Origin of the sequence: Streptomyces sp. NPDC005533 (genome assembly GCF_042871845.1) — a bacterium.
Taxonomy (GTDB): domain Bacteria; phylum Actinomycetota; class Actinomycetes; order Streptomycetales; family Streptomycetaceae; genus Streptomyces.
Genome location: NZ_JBIAJH010000022.1, coordinates 1 through 14,966, shown reverse-complemented (window position 1 = coordinate 14,966; position 14,966 = coordinate 1). Strand labels below are relative to the sequence as shown.

Below are 14,966 nucleotides of genomic sequence, written 5' to 3'. Positions count from 1 at the left end.
CGATGAGCGCTGCGGCGCTGCGGCGGCTACGGATGCTGCCGATTCTGCGCACATACCGCTCGGCATGTCACTACCCGGAGGTGGAAACCGCACCGTGTTTCACGTGAAACATCCTCTGGTTTCACGTGAAACATCCACCGCCTCATCGGACCGGAGTGAGCTCCGGGTCCTCGCGGAGCTTGCCCAACGCGCGGGAGACCGCGCTCTTGACCGTGCCGACCGAGACGCCCAGCAGCTCCGCGGTCTGCACCTCGCTCAGGTCCTCGTAGTAGCGCAGGACGACCATGGCCCGTTGCCGGTCCGGGAGCCGGGTCACGGCGCGCCACATCGCGTCGCGCAGGGCCTGGGCCTCCGCGGGATCGGACGCCGGCACCCCCTCGGTCTCGGGGAGCTCGTCGCAGACGAACTCGTCGACCTTGCGCTTGCGCCACTGGGAGGTGCGGGTGTTGACCAAGGTCCGCCGGACGTAGCCGTCCAGGGCGCGGTGGTCCTCGATGCGGTCCCAGGCCACGTACGTCTTGGCCAGGGCGGTCTGGAGCAGGTCCTCCGCATCGCACGGGTTGGCGGTGAGGGAGCGCGCGGTGCGCATCAGGACCGTGCCGCGGGTCCGGACGTACGCCGAGAACGACGGATACGGCGTCGGGTTCGAGGCGAGCGTGCACACAGGCGTGGTCATGTCTCCACGCTAGGAGCGCCCGCCCGTCCTGGGATCGGCCGCAGGTGCCGATGGGGGATCCACCTCAGGTTGTAGGAGTAGGGCGGGCCCCACCCCCTGAAGGTGGAGGGGGCGGGGGCCCAGAGGACCGGGTCTCAGCCGTCGGCTCCGAGGATCAGCCCCGAGGTCGGCACCCCGGTCCCGGCCGTGACGAGGGCGTGCGCCGCGCCCGCGACCTGGTTGACGGAGGTGCCGCGCAGCTGGCGGACGGCCTCGGCGATGCCGTTCATCCCGTGCAGGTACGCCTCTCCGAGCTGGCCGCCGTGGGTGTTGATCGGCAGGGCGTCCGCGGCCACGAAATCGGCGGCCTCGCCGGGCCCGCAGAAGCCGAACTCCTCCAACTGCATCAGCACGAAGGGGGTGAAGTGGTCGTAGAGGATGCCCACGTCGATGTCCGAGGGCCGCAGTCCGCTGGTCCGCCACAGCTGGCGCGCGACCACGTCCATCTCCGGCAGCCCGGTGAGGTCGTCGCGGTAGAAGGAGGTCATGGCCTCCTGGCGGCGTCCGGCTCCCTGCGCCGCCGCGGTGATCACAGCGGGCGCGTGCCGCAGATCCCGGGCCCGCTCGGCCGTGGTGATGACGAGGGCCTGGCCGCCGTCGGTCTCCTGGCAGCAGTCCAGCAGCCGCAGCGGCTCCACGATCCAGCGGGAGGCGGCGTGGTCGGCGAGGGTGATGGGCTTGCCGTGGAAGTAAGCGGCCGGGTTGTTCGCGGCATGCCGGCGGTCGGTGACCGCAACGTGCCCGAAGGCCTCGGGGGTGAGGTGGTAGGTGTGCAGGTATCGCTGGGCCGCCATGGCCACCCAGGAGGCGGGGGTCAGCAGCCCCCAGGGCAGGGACCAGCCGAGGGCCGCACCCTCCGCCGAGGGTTCGCGTTGCTGGACCCCGGAGCCGAAGCGGCGCCCGGAACGCTCGTTGAAGGCGCGGTAGCAGACCACGACCTCCGCGACCCCGGTGGCGACGGCGAGGGCGGCCTGCTGGACGGTGGCACAGGCCGCGCCGCCGCCGTAGTGGATGCGGGAGAAGAAGGACAGGTCCCCGATTCCGGCCGCCTGGGCGACGGTGATCTCGGGGCTGCTGTCCATCGTGAAGGTGACCATGCCGTCGACGTCGGCGGGGGTGAGCCCGGCGTCGTCGAGGGCGGCGTGCACGGCCTCGACGGCCAGTTTGAGCTCGCTGCGGCCGGAGTCCTTGGAGAACTCGGTCGCGCCGATGCCTGCGATGGCGGCCCGGCCGCCGAGCTCGTCCCGCGTGCGGACGCTCATGCCGGCACCTCCGCGGTGACCGTCCCCGACACGTGGTGGCCGATGCCGTTGGCACCGACGACCCGGATCTCGACGGTGTTCCCGGACACGGCGGTGACCGTCCCGGTGAGGGTCATCGTGTCGCCCGGATAGTTGGGGGCGCCGAGGCGGATGGCCACCTTGCGCAGGACGGCGTGCGGCCCCAGGTGGTCGGTGACGTACCGGCCGACCAGGCCGTTCGTGGTCAGGATGTTCATGAAGATGTCCGGGGAGCCCTTCTCCCGCGCGAGCGCCGCGTCGTGGTGCACGTCCTGGTAGTCGCGGGAGGCGATCGCGCCCGCGACGATCAGCGTGAGGGTGACCGGGATCTCCAGCGGTGGCAGCGTGTCGCCGATGTTCATGCGTGTTCTCCCTCGGCTGTCGAAGCGATCGAAGCTCCCAGTTCGGCCAGCAGCTCGCTGCCGCAGCCCAGGTAGGCGTCCAGCTGGCGCCCCCACAGGAAGTGCCGGTGCACGGGGTGGTCCAGGTCGGCGCCCATGCCGCCGTGCAGGTGCTGGCCCGCGTGCACGACCCGCTTGCCCGCCTCCGAGGCCCACCAGGCCGCCGTCAGCGCGTGCTCCCGGGCCGGCAGGCCCTGGTCGATGCGCCAGGCCGCCTCGTACGCGGTGACCCTGATCGCCTCGGTGTCCATGTACGCGTCGGCGGCACGGAGCATCACCCCCTGATTGGTGGAGAGCGGCCGGCCGAACTGCTCACGGGTGGAGGTGTGTTCCACCGCACGGGCGAGCGATCCCGCGCAGACGCCCGCCTGGAGCCCGGCGAAGGCGGTCCGGGCAGCGGCGAGGGTGTCCTCGTAGGCGCTGTCGCTCCCGATGCGCTCGGCTTCGGCTCCGGTCAGGGTCAGCCGGCCCGCCGACCAGGGGGCGGTGGTCTCCACCGGCGCCGTCTCCACTCCGGGCGCGCCGGTCCGTACGAGCCACAGCGCCCGGTCCGCGTCCGGGACCAGTACGTGCGTGGCATCGCGCAGCCAGGGCACGGCGGGGGCGGTGCCGGTGAGGCGGCCATCGGAGGAGGCGGTGATGCGGCCGCGTGCGGGGAAGGCTCCGGTGGCGACGGCCTCGCCCGCACCGAGGGCGGGCAGCAGCCGGGCGCGCTGCTCGGGGCTGCCGTGCGCGGCCACGGGGAGGATCCCGTACGCGCAGGTGGCGGCGTACGGGACCTGCGCGGTGGTGCGGCCCTGTTCCTCCAGCAGCAGGACCAGCCCCAGCAGGCCGATCTCTTCGACGGCGGCGGTCAGTCCGGCCGTGGTGAGGGCCTTCCACAATGCGGCGTCGCTGCCGGTGCCGGCGGCGGCGAGGCGTTCGTGGGTGGCGAGATCGGCGAAGATCCGGGCGGCGAGACCGACCGCGGCGTCCTGTTCCTCGGTGGGGTGGAAGTCCATCAGCCCTCACTCCCCCGGAAGACGGGGAGTTCGAGGTCGTCGTCGACGCGCAGGAACTCCAGCTGGACGGGCAGGCCGATGCGCACCTTGTCGTACGGCACGCCGGTGATGTTGCTGATCATCCGGACGCCCTCGGCGAGCTCGACGAGGGCGACCGCGTAGGGCGGGTCGAACGCCGGGAAGGGCGGGTGGTGCATCACGACGTAGCTGAACACCGTGCCGGCGCCGGAGGCCTCGACGGTGTCCCAGTCGGGGCTCGCGCAGGCGTTGCAGCCGGGCAGCCACGGGAAACGGAGGGTGGCGCAGGAGGTGCAGCGCTGGATCAGCAGCCTGTGGTCCCGGACCCCGTCCCAGAAACCCTGGTTGTCGCGGTTGACCACCGGGCGGGGACGCCGGACCTCGGGCTTCTTCTCCCGCTTGGCCGCGGGGGCGTACTTGAGGATCCGGAAGCGGTGCGTCCCGGCCGGTTCGCCGTCCGCCTGGACGTCCATGCGTGTGGTCACGAAGTGGCCGGTGCCCAGCTTGGTCGTCTTGCGGGGCGACACGGACTCGATGACGGCGTCGAAGGTGATCGCGTCGCCCGGGCGCAGGGGGCGGAGGTACTCCTGCTCGCAGTCGGTGGCGACCACGGAGGTGAAGCCGGCGCCGTCGAGGAGCGCGAACAGCTCGTCGTAGGCGGAGGCGCGGTCGGAGTGACCGGAGAGACCGCCCATCGTCCAGGCCTGGAGCATGGTCGGCGGGGCGATGGCGTCAGGCCCGGTGTAGGCGGGGTTCGCATCGCCCATCGCCTCGCACCAGTGGCGGATCATGGGCGCGTTGACGGCGTCCTTGCCCCGACCCGCGGTGGCGGCCGGTTGGCCCTCGAAGGCGGCCAGCAGTGCGTGGAACCGGGCTGCCTCGTCGGCCGCACCAGTTCCCGCGTCAGCGCCGGCTGCCGCGCCCGTGGCGTCCGTGGTCATCGCTTCCTCCCCTTCATGCCGAGCCGCATCATGGCGACGATCTCCCGCTGGACCTCGCTCACCCCGCCGCCGAAGGTGTTGATCTGGGCGGCACGGTTCATCCGCTCCAGCTCCCCGCCCGCGAAGACGCCCGGCCCCGGTCCGCGGATCAGGGCCTCCTCGCCCACCACCTCCTGGCACATCCGGTACACCTCGACGGTGGACTCGGTGCCGAGGAACTTCACGCCGCTGGCATCGCCGGGGGCCAGGCTGCCACCGCCCACGTCCTGGACGAGGCGCCAGTTGAGGAGGCGTACGGCGGCCAGTCGCGCATGGGCCTCGGCCAGGCGGGCCTGCACCCAGGGCAGGTCGGCGGGCCGCTCTCCGGTGACCGGGTCGGGGGTGCGGGCACGGCTGAGGGCGTACCCGTAGAAGTCCTCCGCCTGCATGCCGATGGCGGCGAGGGCCACGCGCTCGTGGTTGAGCTGGTTGGTGATCAGGCCCCAGCCGCCGTGCTCGGGGCCGACGAGGTTGCCCGCGGGCACGCGGACGGAGTCGTAGTACGTCGCGGTGGTCGTGAGGCCTCCGACGGTCTCGATCGGGGTCCACGAGAAGCCGGGGGCGTCGGTGGGCACCAGGATGATCGAGATGCCCTTGTGTTTGGGGGCCTCGGGGTCGGTGCGGCAGGCGAGCCAGATCCAGTCCGCGTTCTGGGCGTTGGACGTGAAGATCTTCTGCCCGTCGATCAGCCAGTCCGCCCCGTCGCGGACCGCACGGGTGCGCAGGGAGGCGAGGTCGGTGCCGGCCTCGGGCTCGGAGTAGCCGATGGCGAAGACGAGCTCGCCCGCGAGGATCCGGGGCAGGAAGTAGTCCTTCTGCTCCTGCGTCCCGTACTTCATGAGGGTCGGCCCGACGGTGTTGAGCGTGACCATGGAGACGGGGGCGCCGGCCCGGTAGGCCTCGTCGAAGAACACGAACTGCTCGTCGGCGCCGCGACCCTGACCGCCGTACTCGACGGGCCAGCCGAGGCCGAGCAGCCCGTCGGCGCCTATGCGGCGCAGCAGTTCGCGCTGGCGTGCCGGGTCGTCGGGGACTCCGTCCGGCAGCAGGTCCTGGAAGTACTCGCGCAGCTCGGAGCGGAGCCGCAACTGGCCTTCGGTCGGGGCGAGGTGCACGGCGCGGGCCTCCCGGCATCACATCATCGAGGAAACCTGACTGTCCGTCAGATTTACCCGTGGTGTCAAGGTCGGGAGAGGAGGCGGGGCGGCGGGATTCCCCTCGCTCCGCGCCCGGGGAGGGCGGGCATGCGCGAGGGCGCCTGCGCTACCGGACCCCAGCCGGTCCGGTCGCACAGACGCCCTCAAGAATCGGAGCGGCTCAGGCCGCATTTACCACCAGGGGTGGAAGTTGACCGCCACGTTCGAGTTGGCCTGGTGGAGCGCCGTGAAGGCCGAGCCGTTGACCTGCGCGGTGTTGTTCTGGTTGGAGGCGCCGGAACCGGTGGCCACCTGCTGCGAGGTGGACGAGTTGCCGGTGTTGTTCCCACCCACGCCGCTGCCGATGATGCTGGCGACGCTCGCATTCGATCCGTCGTTCGCGAAGGAGCCGTTGTCGGCCGATGCCACGCCGCCGAAGAGCGCGACGGCGAGGGGCAGAGCGGCGACGGCGGCGATGACGCGGGCGGTACGGATGCTTGCCATGTCTTTGTCCTCCAGAAAACCGAAGTGGGACTTGCTCCAAGGCAGTTGGCCGACCGCCTCGGTCGTTCGTGGTGACGACGTCGCGAGACCAGAGTTGCCCACCGAATCCCCGGCGAACCACCCCGGAGTCCCCGATTCCCCCGCAAGTATGACCAACATCGGATAAACCTCATTCGCGCCCTCGAAGGCCCAGGTCAGCCCCTTGGGACCGGCTGCGGCCCGCGGCTCATCAGAGAGAAAACGTTCCGCCAGATCGACTGGTCGCGGACATGCCGAAAAGGGCCGCGCCGTCCGGGAACCCCACCGTCTCCCGGGCCTGCGGCCCTGCGATGCCAAGCTTCACGCCCCCTGCGCCCCCCGGCGCACGCCGGGGCGATCCATCCGTGCCCCGCTCCGGGGGCACCACGCGGCGCGATCCACGGTCGCGACCGACCGGGCTCCAGCGCCGTACGACTACGACTACGACTGCGGGTACGACTACAAGTACGTCTGCGACTGCGACTGCGGGATCACGCGGCCAGCGCGAGCGCTCCTCGGGCGGTGGCCACGGGGACTCCCACTGTGGATCCGACGCGTGCTCCGACCGGGGCCGGGAGGGGTGTGACGGTTTCCTGCCCGGCACCCATGGCCGCGGCGGTGGTGGAGCGGCGGACGGAGGGGGTCTTGCCGTGAGCCTCGGCGCGGATCCGCTGCTTGATGGTGGGCGGCAGCGAACCACCCCGCATCATCGCCCGCCAGGTCCGCCGGGCCGCGACGGCCGGCCGTACGACGGAGAGGGCGGCCCCGGCGGCCGGAACCGGGAGGTCTCCAGCGGGGGCGGCGGCCAGAGCAGCCTTCCCACCGAGGCCGAGAGCGGACAGGAAGGCCACGAGGGCGGTGAGGAGGGAGGTCCAGATCGACGTGAGGGCGCTGCGGTGAGCCATGACGGGGTGCCTCGATTCGCGATGTTCCGACGGGCGGATCTGAATACATTCGTCATGATGTGTTCGCAACCGCACCGCCCCCACCTTCCGCGCCGATGTTCCGACAAACACCACCCGGAAAGGCGTATGAACGCGAAACCAGACCTGGACGGACGGACATCCGCCGCCGGCGGGACCGCACACGGAGGGGACGACGAAGGGGCGCCCCTCGGTGAGGGACGCCCCTTGTGTCCTGCTACTTCTCTGACCTGGCGGTGGGTGTGGGATTTGAACCCACGGTGACATCGCTGCCACGACGGTTTTCAAGACCGTTCCCTTAGGCCGCTCGGGCAACCCACCCTCGCCCCTGCCGACCAGCGGCGGAGCGGGTACAGCGTACCGGCTGGCGGGGATGCTCGCGGCTCCGTTGATTCACCGTCGCCTCTTGCCGGGTGGGGAGCCCCGCTCACCCCGGAGGGGTGTGGCTCTGCCGGGCCCCCCACGCCGCGTCAGGACGCCTGGGCCTTGTCGTAGGCCGCCTTCGCCTCGTTGCCGAAGTAGGGGCCGTACATCCGGTTCGGCAGGAAGGTGTAGCCGAAGCTGTTGACCGAGACCTGGGTGCCCAGGCCCGTGGCCTCGTTGAAGTCCTGGAACCAGGGGCCGCCGCTGGAGCCGCCGGTCATGTTGCAGGCCAGGCCGTGGTCCCGGGTCAGCAGGAAGTCCTTGCTGCTGTTGCCGCTGCAGTAGACGAGCTTCGTGCCGTCGTAGGGGGCGGCCGCGGGGAAGCCGAAGGAGTACATCTTCTTGTTGTAGCCGCCGTTGAAGAGGATGCCCTGCGCGCCGACGGCCTGGCTGAGGGTCTGCCCGTTCAGCGGGGCGACGACGGCCAGGCCGACGTCCATGTTCATGTCCTCGCTCGCCGCCCACTGGTCGGTGGCGAAGGTCTTGGTGGCCGACCACTGGCCGTAGGGCGCGGACCCGTTGTTGTAGGCGGGGACGAAGACCCAGTTCGTGTGCCAGGCGCCCTGGTACTTCACGCAGTGGCCGGCCGTGATGACCGTGCTGCCGTTGGCGCTGGTCACCGAGTCCCCGGAACAGGAGGCGGTCCGGTCGCCCATCGTGAAGAAGACGCGGCCCGAGGTCTTCACGACCGCGCCGCCGCCCGTCCACGCGCCGCCCGCCTGGGGGAAGGCCGTGGGGGACGCCGCGGCCGTCGGCGCGACCCTGGTGGGCGCCGCCGAGGTGGCGACCGCGCTGCGGGCGGCACCCGGGACGGCCGTCACGTCGAGCGGGGTGGCGCTCCGCATCCGCTCGGCGGTCCAGAAGCCGGAGGTGTGCTGTTGCCGGAAGGACGCGGGGGCGTCCGCCGCGACCGAGGGGGTGGCCGCCGTCAGGGCGCCCGTGACCAGGGCGCCCGCTGCGAGCAGGACGGATAAGGCCGTGCGATGACGATTCACGCATGACTCCTTCTGCCGTGCCCGGTCCCGTTGAAGCCGGGCAGGGTGGGGGTGAAGAGCGGTCGGTGCGGATCGGCTGTGCCTGGTGCGGGGTGCCTGCGGTGCATGGTGCGGCCTTGCCGGGGCAGAGTGGCACGGCCGCGCGTCAATGTCAGCGGCCAGTCGGAACGTTCGGTCGGTTCCGGCCAGGAAATGGCCAACTCCCCGCCGTTGTGCCGTCATGCGGTGAGCAGCACGCCCGCGTAGGAGACGCCCGCGACCACCACCCACGCCCCGAGTCCCAGCGCCGCCGCCCGTCCCCCGGTCCGGGCCAGCGTCGGCAGGTGCACTGCGCTGCCCAGGCCGAACAGGGCCGCCGCGAGCAGTGCCTCCTGCGCCGTGTGCGCCCACTCCAGCGCCACGTCGGGCAGCACGCCGGTGGCGCGGAGCGCGGCCGCGGCCAGGAAGCCGGCCACGAACAACGGAACCGGGGCCGGGCGGCGGCCCGAGGCCGTGCGCACCCCGCGCCGCCGGGCCCGTACGGAGAAGGCCACGGCCGCCACCAGCGGGGCGAGCAGGGCCACCCGCATGAGCTTGACCAGGACCGCCTCGCCCAGGGCGTCGGGACCAGCGGTCTGCGCGGTCGCCACCACCTGGCCGACGTCGTGGACACCGGCGCCGACCCACCGGCCGAAGGCCGGGTCGGAGAGGCCCAACGGGCCCTGGAGGAGGGGGAGTACCGCGATAGCGAGGGTTCCGCACAGGGTGACCAGGGCCACCGACGCGGCCACGTCCTCCTCGTCGCTGCCCGAGACCTCGCTCACCGCACCGATGGCCGAGGCCCCGCAGATCGAATAGCCGGTGGCGATCAACAAGGGCTGATCGCCGGGGAGTCCTAGGCGCCGCCCCAGCCAGACCGTTCCGAGGAAGGTGGCCGCGACCACCAGCACCACCATCGCCACCGTGGCCCAGCCCAGCCGGAGCACCTGGTCCAGCCCCAGGCCGAGGCCCAGCAGGACGATGCCGATGCGCATCAGCCGCCGGCCGGCCAGGGAGAGGCCCAGGCGTGCGTTTCCTCGTACGAAAGCCCGCAGACCGGGGAGATGCGCCACGGCTATGCCCAGCACCACCGAGGCGGTCAGCATGGGTACAGCGGGCAGGACGCGGTGGATGCCCCACGCGGTCAGCGCCCCGCCTACGGCCATCGCCAACCCGGGCCAGGGCGTGGATGTTTCACGTGAAACATGCCGGACCGCCGCACCGTGCGGGCGGTGGAGGAGGGCCATCAGTCGACGGGGAGGGCGTAGACACGGCGGATGCTGGTGCCCAGCCTGGACACGTCGGCGCCGTAGACGTGCACGGATATCGCCTTGGTGTCACAGGCGTTGCGCACCTTGTGGATGTCTCCGGGCGGGGCGAAGCCACAGACCTCGCCCTGGGCGTTGACCACCTCCTCGGTGGCCACCAGGCGGGCCGGGCCGACGCCCGGCGCCAGACGGAAGCGGCGTTCGCTCTCCTCGCCCTGGTGCACCCCGGCCACGCACCACGACACGTGGTCGTGGATACAGGTCTCCTGCCCGGGCAGCCACACCAGGGCCACCACCGAGAAGCTGCCGTCCGACTCCGCGTGCAGGACGTGCTGCCGGTACCGCTCCGGGTCACCTTCCTGCTGCGCCGGCGCCAGCAGGTCGGGTGAGCCCAGGTGCGGGGCGAGCTTTTCACCCACCAGGTACGCGGTGAGGTCGGGAGCCAGGCCCCGTTCCACGACCGTGCGGATCTCACTGACGAGGGCGGCCATCCTCGTGGTGGTGCGGGCCGGTGTGGTGGTGGTCATATCGGCAGCGTGCTGCCGTCGTTCCATCACGTCCAACGACAGTTGTGACCTGAAATCCCAAGCAGCGCTTATGGGTTGGTCAGCAGCCGACCCGGTTCGCCGCCACCTGCTTCAGCGCGTCGAGCACCACCGCCGTCGCCGGTATCCGCAGGTGGTCCCGGTAGACGTAGGCGGCGATGTGCCGGCGGGCGGCGGGCTGGAGCGCCCGCCCGCAGACCCGGTTCAGCGAGAGGGAGGGCAGTACCAGCGCGGGCATCATCGCGACCCCCAGGCCCTGTGCGACCAGGCTCTGCACCACCAGGTTGTCGTCGGTGGCGAAGCGGATGTCGGGCACGAAGCCCAGCTCCGCGCACTCGTGCAGCAGGTTCGCCCGGCAGCGCGGACAGCCGGCGATCCAGCGTTCCTCGGCGAGGTCGGCCAGGTGCACGGCGCGACGGCGGGCCAGTGGATGCCCGGTCGGGAGCAGCACCGTCAGCTGGTCCTCCAGCAGCCTGACCTCGGCGACCTCCTCGGGGATCTCCTCGTGCAGGCCGGGATAGGTGAAGGCGAGGGTGATGTCGCACTCCCCGCGCTCCAGTCGGCGCAGGGACTCCGGCGGCTCGCCCTCCAGCAGCTCCACCTGTACGCCCGGATGGTCCTTGGCCAGGCCGCTCAGGGCCTCCGGGACGAGGGTGACGTTGGCGCTGGGGAAGCCGCACAGCCTGACGCGGCCGGTGCGCAGGCGGGCGTACGCCCTCAGCTGCGCCTCGGCGGCGGAGAGGTTGCCGAGGATGGTCTCGGCGTGCCGGGAGAGGGACACCCCGGCCTCGGTGAGCTGCATCCTGCGGCCCACGCGGGTGAACAGCGGAGTGCCGACGGCGCGTTCGAGCGCCTTCATCTGCTGGGTGATGGCGGGCTGGGTGTACCCCAGTACGCGGGCGGCGGCGGAGTACGACCCGGAGGCGACCACCGCGTGAAAGGTCCGTATGTGCCGAGAATCGAACACCAGCGAAGCATAAGCGGACGTTGGAGGGGGCCGTAGGCAGATTCCGCCTACGGCCCCCTCCTCGTCGGGCCACCGCCGTGGCCTGTGGTGCTACTTGTCGCCGACCCGCGAGCCGAGCGTGATGTCGACCGTGGTCGGCTTGCCGCTGCGCAGGTAGGTCAGCTTCACGGTGTCGCCGGGCTTGTACGTCCAGATCATGCTGATCAGGCTCGGGCCGCTGTCGACCGGCTTGCCGCCGAACTCGGTGATGATGTCGCCGGGCTTCAGACCGGCCTTGCCGGCCGGGCCGTTGGGGTCGACGAGCTCGTTGGCCGCCGCACCCTGCTCGGAGATCTTGGCGCCCTCCGCCTTGGCCTGGAGGTCCACGGAGACCGAGATCACCGGGTAGACCGGCTTGCCCGTCTTGATCAGCGATTCGGCCACGTTCTTGGCCTGGTTGATCGGGATGGCGAAACCGAGCCCGATCGAACCGGCCTGGCCGCCGCCGAAGCCGCCGTTGCCGGCCGACTGGATCGCGGAGTTGATGCCGATGACCGCGCCACGGCCGTCAAGCAGCGGGCCTCCGGAGTTGCCCGGGTTGATCGAGGCGTCCGTCTGGAGGGCGCTCATGTACGAGTTCTTGCTGCCGCTGCCGTCTCCGGAGGCGACCGGGCGGTTCTTGGCGCTGACGATGCCGGTGGTGACCGTGTTGGACAGGCCGAAGGGGGCGCCGATCGCGATGGTCGAGTCGCCGACCGCGACCTTGTCGGAGTCGCCGAGCGGCAGCGGCTTGAGGCCGGCCGGCGGGTTCTTCAGCTTGAGGACCGCGACGTCGTAGCCCTGGGCACGGCCCACGACCTCGGCGTCGTACTTCTTGCCGTCGGAGAAGGTCGCGAAGAGCTTGCCGCCGTTCGCGGCGGAGGCCACGACGTGGTTGTTGGTGAGGATGTGGCCCTGCTGGTCGTAGACGAACCCGGTGCCGGTGCCGCCCTCGCCGTCGCCGGCCGAGGCCTCGATGGTGACCACGCTGGGCAGTGCGCCCGCGGCCAGGCCGGCGATGGAGCCGGCCTCGCGCTTCAGGTCCTTGGGGGTGTTGGTCGCACTGATCGTGGTCGAGCCGGTGCCGTTGTTGCTGCGCTCGGCGGCCCAGTAGCCGACACTGCCGCCGATGCCGCCCGCGAGGAGGGCCGCCACCAGCACGGCCGCGATCAATCCGCCCTTGCCCTTCGACTTGGGCGCGGGGGAGCCGTCGGCGGTCAGGGGAGCGCCCCAGGCGCCGCCGTGGCCACCGCCGCCGTACGCCGGCACGGTGGGCGGCGGGGGCGGCCAGGCCTCGGCCCCGTGCGCGGCCGGGGCGGGAGCGTGGCCGTAGGCCGGGGCGGGCGGGATCTGCTGGGTGTGCTCCGTGCCCGGCGCGGGCGTCGGCGGCAGCTGCTGGGTGGCCGGCTCGGCGGCGGCGTGCCCGGGCTCCGGAGCGGCCGGGACCGGCGCCAGGGGCTGCGCCGCCGCCTGCGGCGCGGCGTCGGCCGGCTGTGAAGCGGGCGCGGGTCCGGGCGCCTGCGTCTCGGAGGCCGGAGCAGGGGGTACGGACGGGGCCGCGGGGGGTGTGGGGGCCGCGGTGCCCTCGTTCTCGGTGCTCACAGCGCTCTCTCCTCGTCACACACGGCTTCGAAAAATCTCTGGCGATCGGTCCGACTGAACGTTCGACGTGCCGCACAAGTTCCTGGGCAAAGCCTTTCCCATGACCCGTCAGAGCACTGTAAGCCGGACCTGTGCATCTCTCCCCATTCTTTATATCCGACATTTCGGACGCATCCACAGGATGGACCTCGACGCCGGGGGCCCTGGCGATGGCACCATGACCCGGTGACCCACGCAATGCCGCGCACCATCCAGGTCGTCGCCCACCGCGGCGCTTCGGAGGATGCCCCCGAGCACACCCTGGCCGCCTACCGCAAGGCGATCGAGGACGGCGCCGACGGCCTCGAATGCGATGTCCGGCTCACCGCCGACGGGCACCTGGTTCTGGTCCACGACCGCCGGGTGAACCGCACCTCGAACGGCCGCGGCGCCGTCTCGGCCCTGGAGCTGGCCGATCTCGCCGCCCTCGACTTCGGCTCCTGGAAGGACCGCGAGGAGTCCCCCGACTGGGACGCGGACCCCGAACGGACCTCCGTCCTCACCTTGGAGCGCCTGCTGGAGCTCGTCTCCGACGCCGGACGGCCGGTGCAGCTCGCGATCGAGACGAAGCACCCGACCCGCTGGGCCGGACAGGTGGAGGAGCGCCTCCTCTTCCTCCTCAAGCGCTTCGGACTGGACGCCCCGCCCGCCGAGGGGCCGCACCCGGTCCGCGTCATGAGCTTCTCCGCGCGCTCCCTGCACCGGGTGCGGGCGACCGCCCCGACGATCCCGACCGTGTACCTGATGCAGTTCATCTCGCCCCGGATGCGGGACGGGCGCCTGCCGGCGGGTGTGACGATCGCCGGCCCGGGCATGCGGATCGCACGCAACCATCCCGGCTACATCCGCAAGCTCCAGGACGCGGGCCACTCCGTCCACGTATGGACAGTGAACGAACCAGAAGACGTTCAGCTCTGCGCTGATCTGGGTGTGGAAGCGATCATCACGAACAGACCCCGCCAAGTTCTGTCCCAACTAGGGCGCTGACGTCCCGATTTGCGCACCCGTCACCCCCGACCCACCCGTAACAGGGTGTGCTCCGGCGCATCCGCTCCGCATTCGTTCGGCATGAATGCGTCAGAGCGGCCCGCTTCGGCGGTTTCCGGTCCAGGCCATTGGGGCATCCAGACCATGCGTGGGGCTAAGGAGGTTCCGGGGGTGGCGTTGGTGGTGGCACAGGAAGTGCCCACGTCGTCGTGCATGGACGTACGCCATGGTCCTGCGGGCGTGAGCGAGGCGCGACACCGGATGCGCGAACAACTGCGTATCAGCGGTGTGCCCGAATCGGTCGTGGACGATGCCGTACTGATCCTTTCCGAACTGCTCAGCAACGCCTGCCGACACGGCAGGCCCCTGGGCACACGGGAAGTCGGGGACGGGGAGATACGCGCCGCATGGCGCGTCGACAGAGCGGGGCGGCTGACGGTCGAGGTCACGGACGGGGGCGGTCCCACCCGCCCTGTTCCTGCCACGCCCTCGGTCACCGCGCGCGGCGGCCGGGGGCTGAACATCATCAGCGCCCTTGCCCAGGACTGGGGTGTCCGGGACGGAGCGGCGGGTGAGGTCACCGTGTGGGTGGTCGTTGCCTGTGGGCTCCGGCACGAGGATTTCGCTACGCGCGTTGCGCCCCCGGCGATCGACTTCAACACGGCGTTCGACGACCTGGATCCCTGACCACGGATCCCTGACAGCACAGCCCCGCAGCACGCGAAAGCACAACCACAGCACAACCACAGCACAGCGAAAGCACAGCGAAAGCACAGCGAAAGCACAACGAACGACGCAGAGAACAGAACAGCAGTACCGGTCATCCGTACAGGCGGCCGTCCGGGAGCGCACGCCGACCGTGCTCCCGGCCGCACCCCACCGGTTCCGGCGGTACGAACAGCTAGGCTCGCGCCCAGACACGACGCCGTACCGCCGCAACCGGGAGACACGCACGATGGCCAAGAAGCGCCCCGCAGCCAAGACTGCAAAGCCGCAGCTCAACAACGGTGAGATCCCCGTTGTAGGCGCGCGCGAGCCCTGCCCCTGCGGGTCCGGGCGCCGCTACAAGGCCTGTCACGGCGCGGCCGCCGCGCACGCCGTCACCGAGCACGTGCGCCGCCCGTTCGA

General features: G+C 71.4%; 16 protein-coding genes and 1 tRNA gene. 3 read left to right on the top strand and 14 right to left on the bottom strand.

All coding sequences use genetic code 11. From position 1 onward, the window contains the following. Nucleotides 1-142: 142 nt before the first annotated feature. The 14 genes from ACFYP3_RS22305 to ACFYP3_RS22240 all read right to left on the bottom strand — a co-directional run bounded on the left by ACFYP3_RS22305 (nucleotide 143) and on the right by ACFYP3_RS22240 (nucleotide 12,812). Nucleotides 143-676: a SigE family RNA polymerase sigma factor gene (locus ACFYP3_RS22305; RefSeq protein WP_388835188.1), complete on the bottom strand. Its 534-nt coding sequence runs from the start codon at nucleotides 674-676 to the stop codon at nucleotides 143-145. Nucleotides 677-810: 134 nt separating this feature from the next. After that, on the bottom strand, nucleotides 811-1,977 hold the full coding sequence (locus ACFYP3_RS22300) for a lipid-transfer protein (RefSeq protein WP_388835185.1): 1,167 nt from the start codon (nucleotides 1,975-1,977) through the stop codon (nucleotides 811-813). Beyond that, the gene (locus ACFYP3_RS22295; protein WP_388835182.1) at nucleotides 1,974-2,357 is read right to left on the bottom strand and encodes a MaoC family dehydratase; all 384 of its coding nucleotides are present in this window, start codon (nucleotides 2,355-2,357) and stop codon (nucleotides 1,974-1,976) included. Before ACFYP3_RS22295 ends, ACFYP3_RS22300 begins: the two co-directional genes overlap by 4 nt. Next, nucleotides 2,354-3,397, bottom strand: a complete 1,044-nt coding sequence (locus ACFYP3_RS22290) for an acyl-CoA dehydrogenase family protein (protein WP_388835179.1) — start codon at nucleotides 3,395-3,397, stop codon at nucleotides 2,354-2,356. The genes ACFYP3_RS22295 and ACFYP3_RS22290 overlap by 4 nt, the downstream gene beginning before the upstream one ends. Continuing rightward, nucleotides 3,397-4,356 (bottom strand): bifunctional MaoC family dehydratase N-terminal/OB-fold nucleic acid binding domain-containing protein, encoded by a 960-nt coding sequence (locus tag ACFYP3_RS22285; RefSeq protein ID WP_388835176.1) that lies wholly within the window; start codon nucleotides 4,354-4,356, stop codon nucleotides 3,397-3,399. Before ACFYP3_RS22285 ends, ACFYP3_RS22290 begins: the two co-directional genes overlap by 1 nt. Further along, nucleotides 4,353-5,510 carry an acyl-CoA dehydrogenase family protein gene (locus ACFYP3_RS22280; protein ID WP_388835173.1) on the bottom strand — a complete coding sequence of 386 codons (1,158 nt, stop codon included), beginning with the start codon at nucleotides 5,508-5,510 and terminating at the stop codon, nucleotides 4,353-4,355. Before ACFYP3_RS22280 ends, ACFYP3_RS22285 begins: the two co-directional genes overlap by 4 nt. Nucleotides 5,511-5,723: 213 nt before the next feature. Beyond that, on the bottom strand, nucleotides 5,724-6,035 hold the full coding sequence (locus ACFYP3_RS22275) for a hypothetical protein (RefSeq protein WP_388835170.1): 312 nt from the start codon (nucleotides 6,033-6,035) through the stop codon (nucleotides 5,724-5,726). Between the two features lie 509 nt (nucleotides 6,036-6,544). Then, a complete protein-coding gene (locus ACFYP3_RS22270; protein ID WP_388835167.1) occupies nucleotides 6,545-6,958 on the bottom strand; it encodes a DUF6344 domain-containing protein in 414 nt (137 codons plus the stop codon). A 249-nt stretch (nucleotides 6,959-7,207) separates the two neighbouring features. After that, a tRNA-Ser gene (locus ACFYP3_RS22265) sits at nucleotides 7,208-7,297 on the bottom strand. A 149-nt stretch (nucleotides 7,298-7,446) separates the two neighbouring features. Then, entirely contained in the window at nucleotides 7,447-8,394 is a 948-nt protein-coding gene (locus ACFYP3_RS22260) for a trypsin-like serine peptidase (RefSeq protein WP_388835164.1), read from the bottom strand. A gap of 218 nt (nucleotides 8,395-8,612) precedes the next feature. After that, nucleotides 8,613-9,578 carry a YeiH family protein gene (locus ACFYP3_RS22255; protein ID WP_388835161.1) on the bottom strand — a complete coding sequence of 322 codons (966 nt, stop codon included), beginning with the start codon at nucleotides 9,576-9,578 and terminating at the stop codon, nucleotides 8,613-8,615. Nucleotides 9,579-9,658: 80 nt separating this feature from the next. Next, nucleotides 9,659-10,207, bottom strand: a complete 549-nt coding sequence (locus ACFYP3_RS22250; protein WP_388835158.1) for a cysteine dioxygenase — start codon at nucleotides 10,205-10,207, stop codon at nucleotides 9,659-9,661. 79 nt (nucleotides 10,208-10,286) lie between these two features. After that, nucleotides 10,287-11,192 (bottom strand): LysR family transcriptional regulator, encoded by a 906-nt coding sequence (locus ACFYP3_RS22245; RefSeq protein ID WP_388835155.1) that lies wholly within the window; start codon nucleotides 11,190-11,192, stop codon nucleotides 10,287-10,289. Between the two features lie 90 nt (nucleotides 11,193-11,282). Further along, nucleotides 11,283-12,812, bottom strand: coding sequence for a S1C family serine protease (locus ACFYP3_RS22240; RefSeq protein ID WP_388835152.1), 1,530 nt, complete (start codon nucleotides 12,810-12,812; stop codon nucleotides 11,283-11,285). A gap of 237 nt (nucleotides 12,813-13,049) precedes the next feature. On the opposite strand from ACFYP3_RS22240, the gene ACFYP3_RS22235 reads away from it, so the two are divergent. The 3 genes from ACFYP3_RS22235 to ACFYP3_RS22225 form a co-directional block, all read left to right on the top strand. Further along, entirely contained in the window at nucleotides 13,050-13,838 is a 789-nt protein-coding gene (locus ACFYP3_RS22235; RefSeq protein ID WP_388835471.1) for a glycerophosphodiester phosphodiesterase, read from the top strand. A 171-nt stretch (nucleotides 13,839-14,009) separates the two neighbouring features. Continuing rightward, the gene (locus tag ACFYP3_RS22230) at nucleotides 14,010-14,525 is read left to right on the top strand and encodes an ATP-binding protein (protein WP_388835149.1); all 516 of its coding nucleotides are present in this window, start codon (nucleotides 14,010-14,012) and stop codon (nucleotides 14,523-14,525) included. 268 nt (nucleotides 14,526-14,793) lie between these two features. Then, the coding region (locus ACFYP3_RS22225; protein WP_388835469.1) for an SEC-C metal-binding domain-containing protein at nucleotides 14,794-14,966 on the top strand (173 nt) is incomplete at its 3' end.

Excerpts from the sequence above, each read along its gene's own strand:
- ACFYP3_RS22305 (WP_388835188.1), bottom strand. The coding sequence starts at position 676 with ATGACCACGCCTGTGTGCACGCTCGCCTCGAACCCGACGCCGTATCCG.
- ACFYP3_RS22300 (WP_388835185.1), bottom strand. The coding sequence starts at position 1,977 with ATGAGCGTCCGCACGCGGGACGAGCTCGGCGGCCGGGCCGCCATCGCA.
- ACFYP3_RS22295 (WP_388835182.1), bottom strand. The coding sequence starts at position 2,357 with ATGAACATCGGCGACACGCTGCCACCGCTGGAGATCCCGGTCACCCTC.
- ACFYP3_RS22290 (WP_388835179.1), bottom strand. The coding sequence starts at position 3,397 with ATGGACTTCCACCCCACCGAGGAACAGGACGCCGCGGTCGGTCTCGCC.
- ACFYP3_RS22285 (WP_388835176.1), bottom strand. The coding sequence starts at position 4,356 with ATGACCACGGACGCCACGGGCGCGGCAGCCGGCGCTGACGCGGGAACT.
- ACFYP3_RS22275 (WP_388835170.1), bottom strand. The coding sequence starts at position 6,035 with ATGGCAAGCATCCGTACCGCCCGCGTCATCGCCGCCGTCGCCGCTCTG.
- ACFYP3_RS22270 (WP_388835167.1), bottom strand. The coding sequence starts at position 6,958 with ATGGCTCACCGCAGCGCCCTCACGTCGATCTGGACCTCCCTCCTCACC.
- ACFYP3_RS22255 (WP_388835161.1), bottom strand. The coding sequence starts at position 9,578 with ATGGCCGTAGGCGGGGCGCTGACCGCGTGGGGCATCCACCGCGTCCTG.
- ACFYP3_RS22250 (WP_388835158.1), bottom strand. The coding sequence starts at position 10,207 with ATGACCACCACCACACCGGCCCGCACCACCACGAGGATGGCCGCCCTC.
- ACFYP3_RS22235 (WP_388835471.1), top strand. The coding sequence starts at position 13,050 with ATGCCGCGCACCATCCAGGTCGTCGCCCACCGCGGCGCTTCGGAGGAT.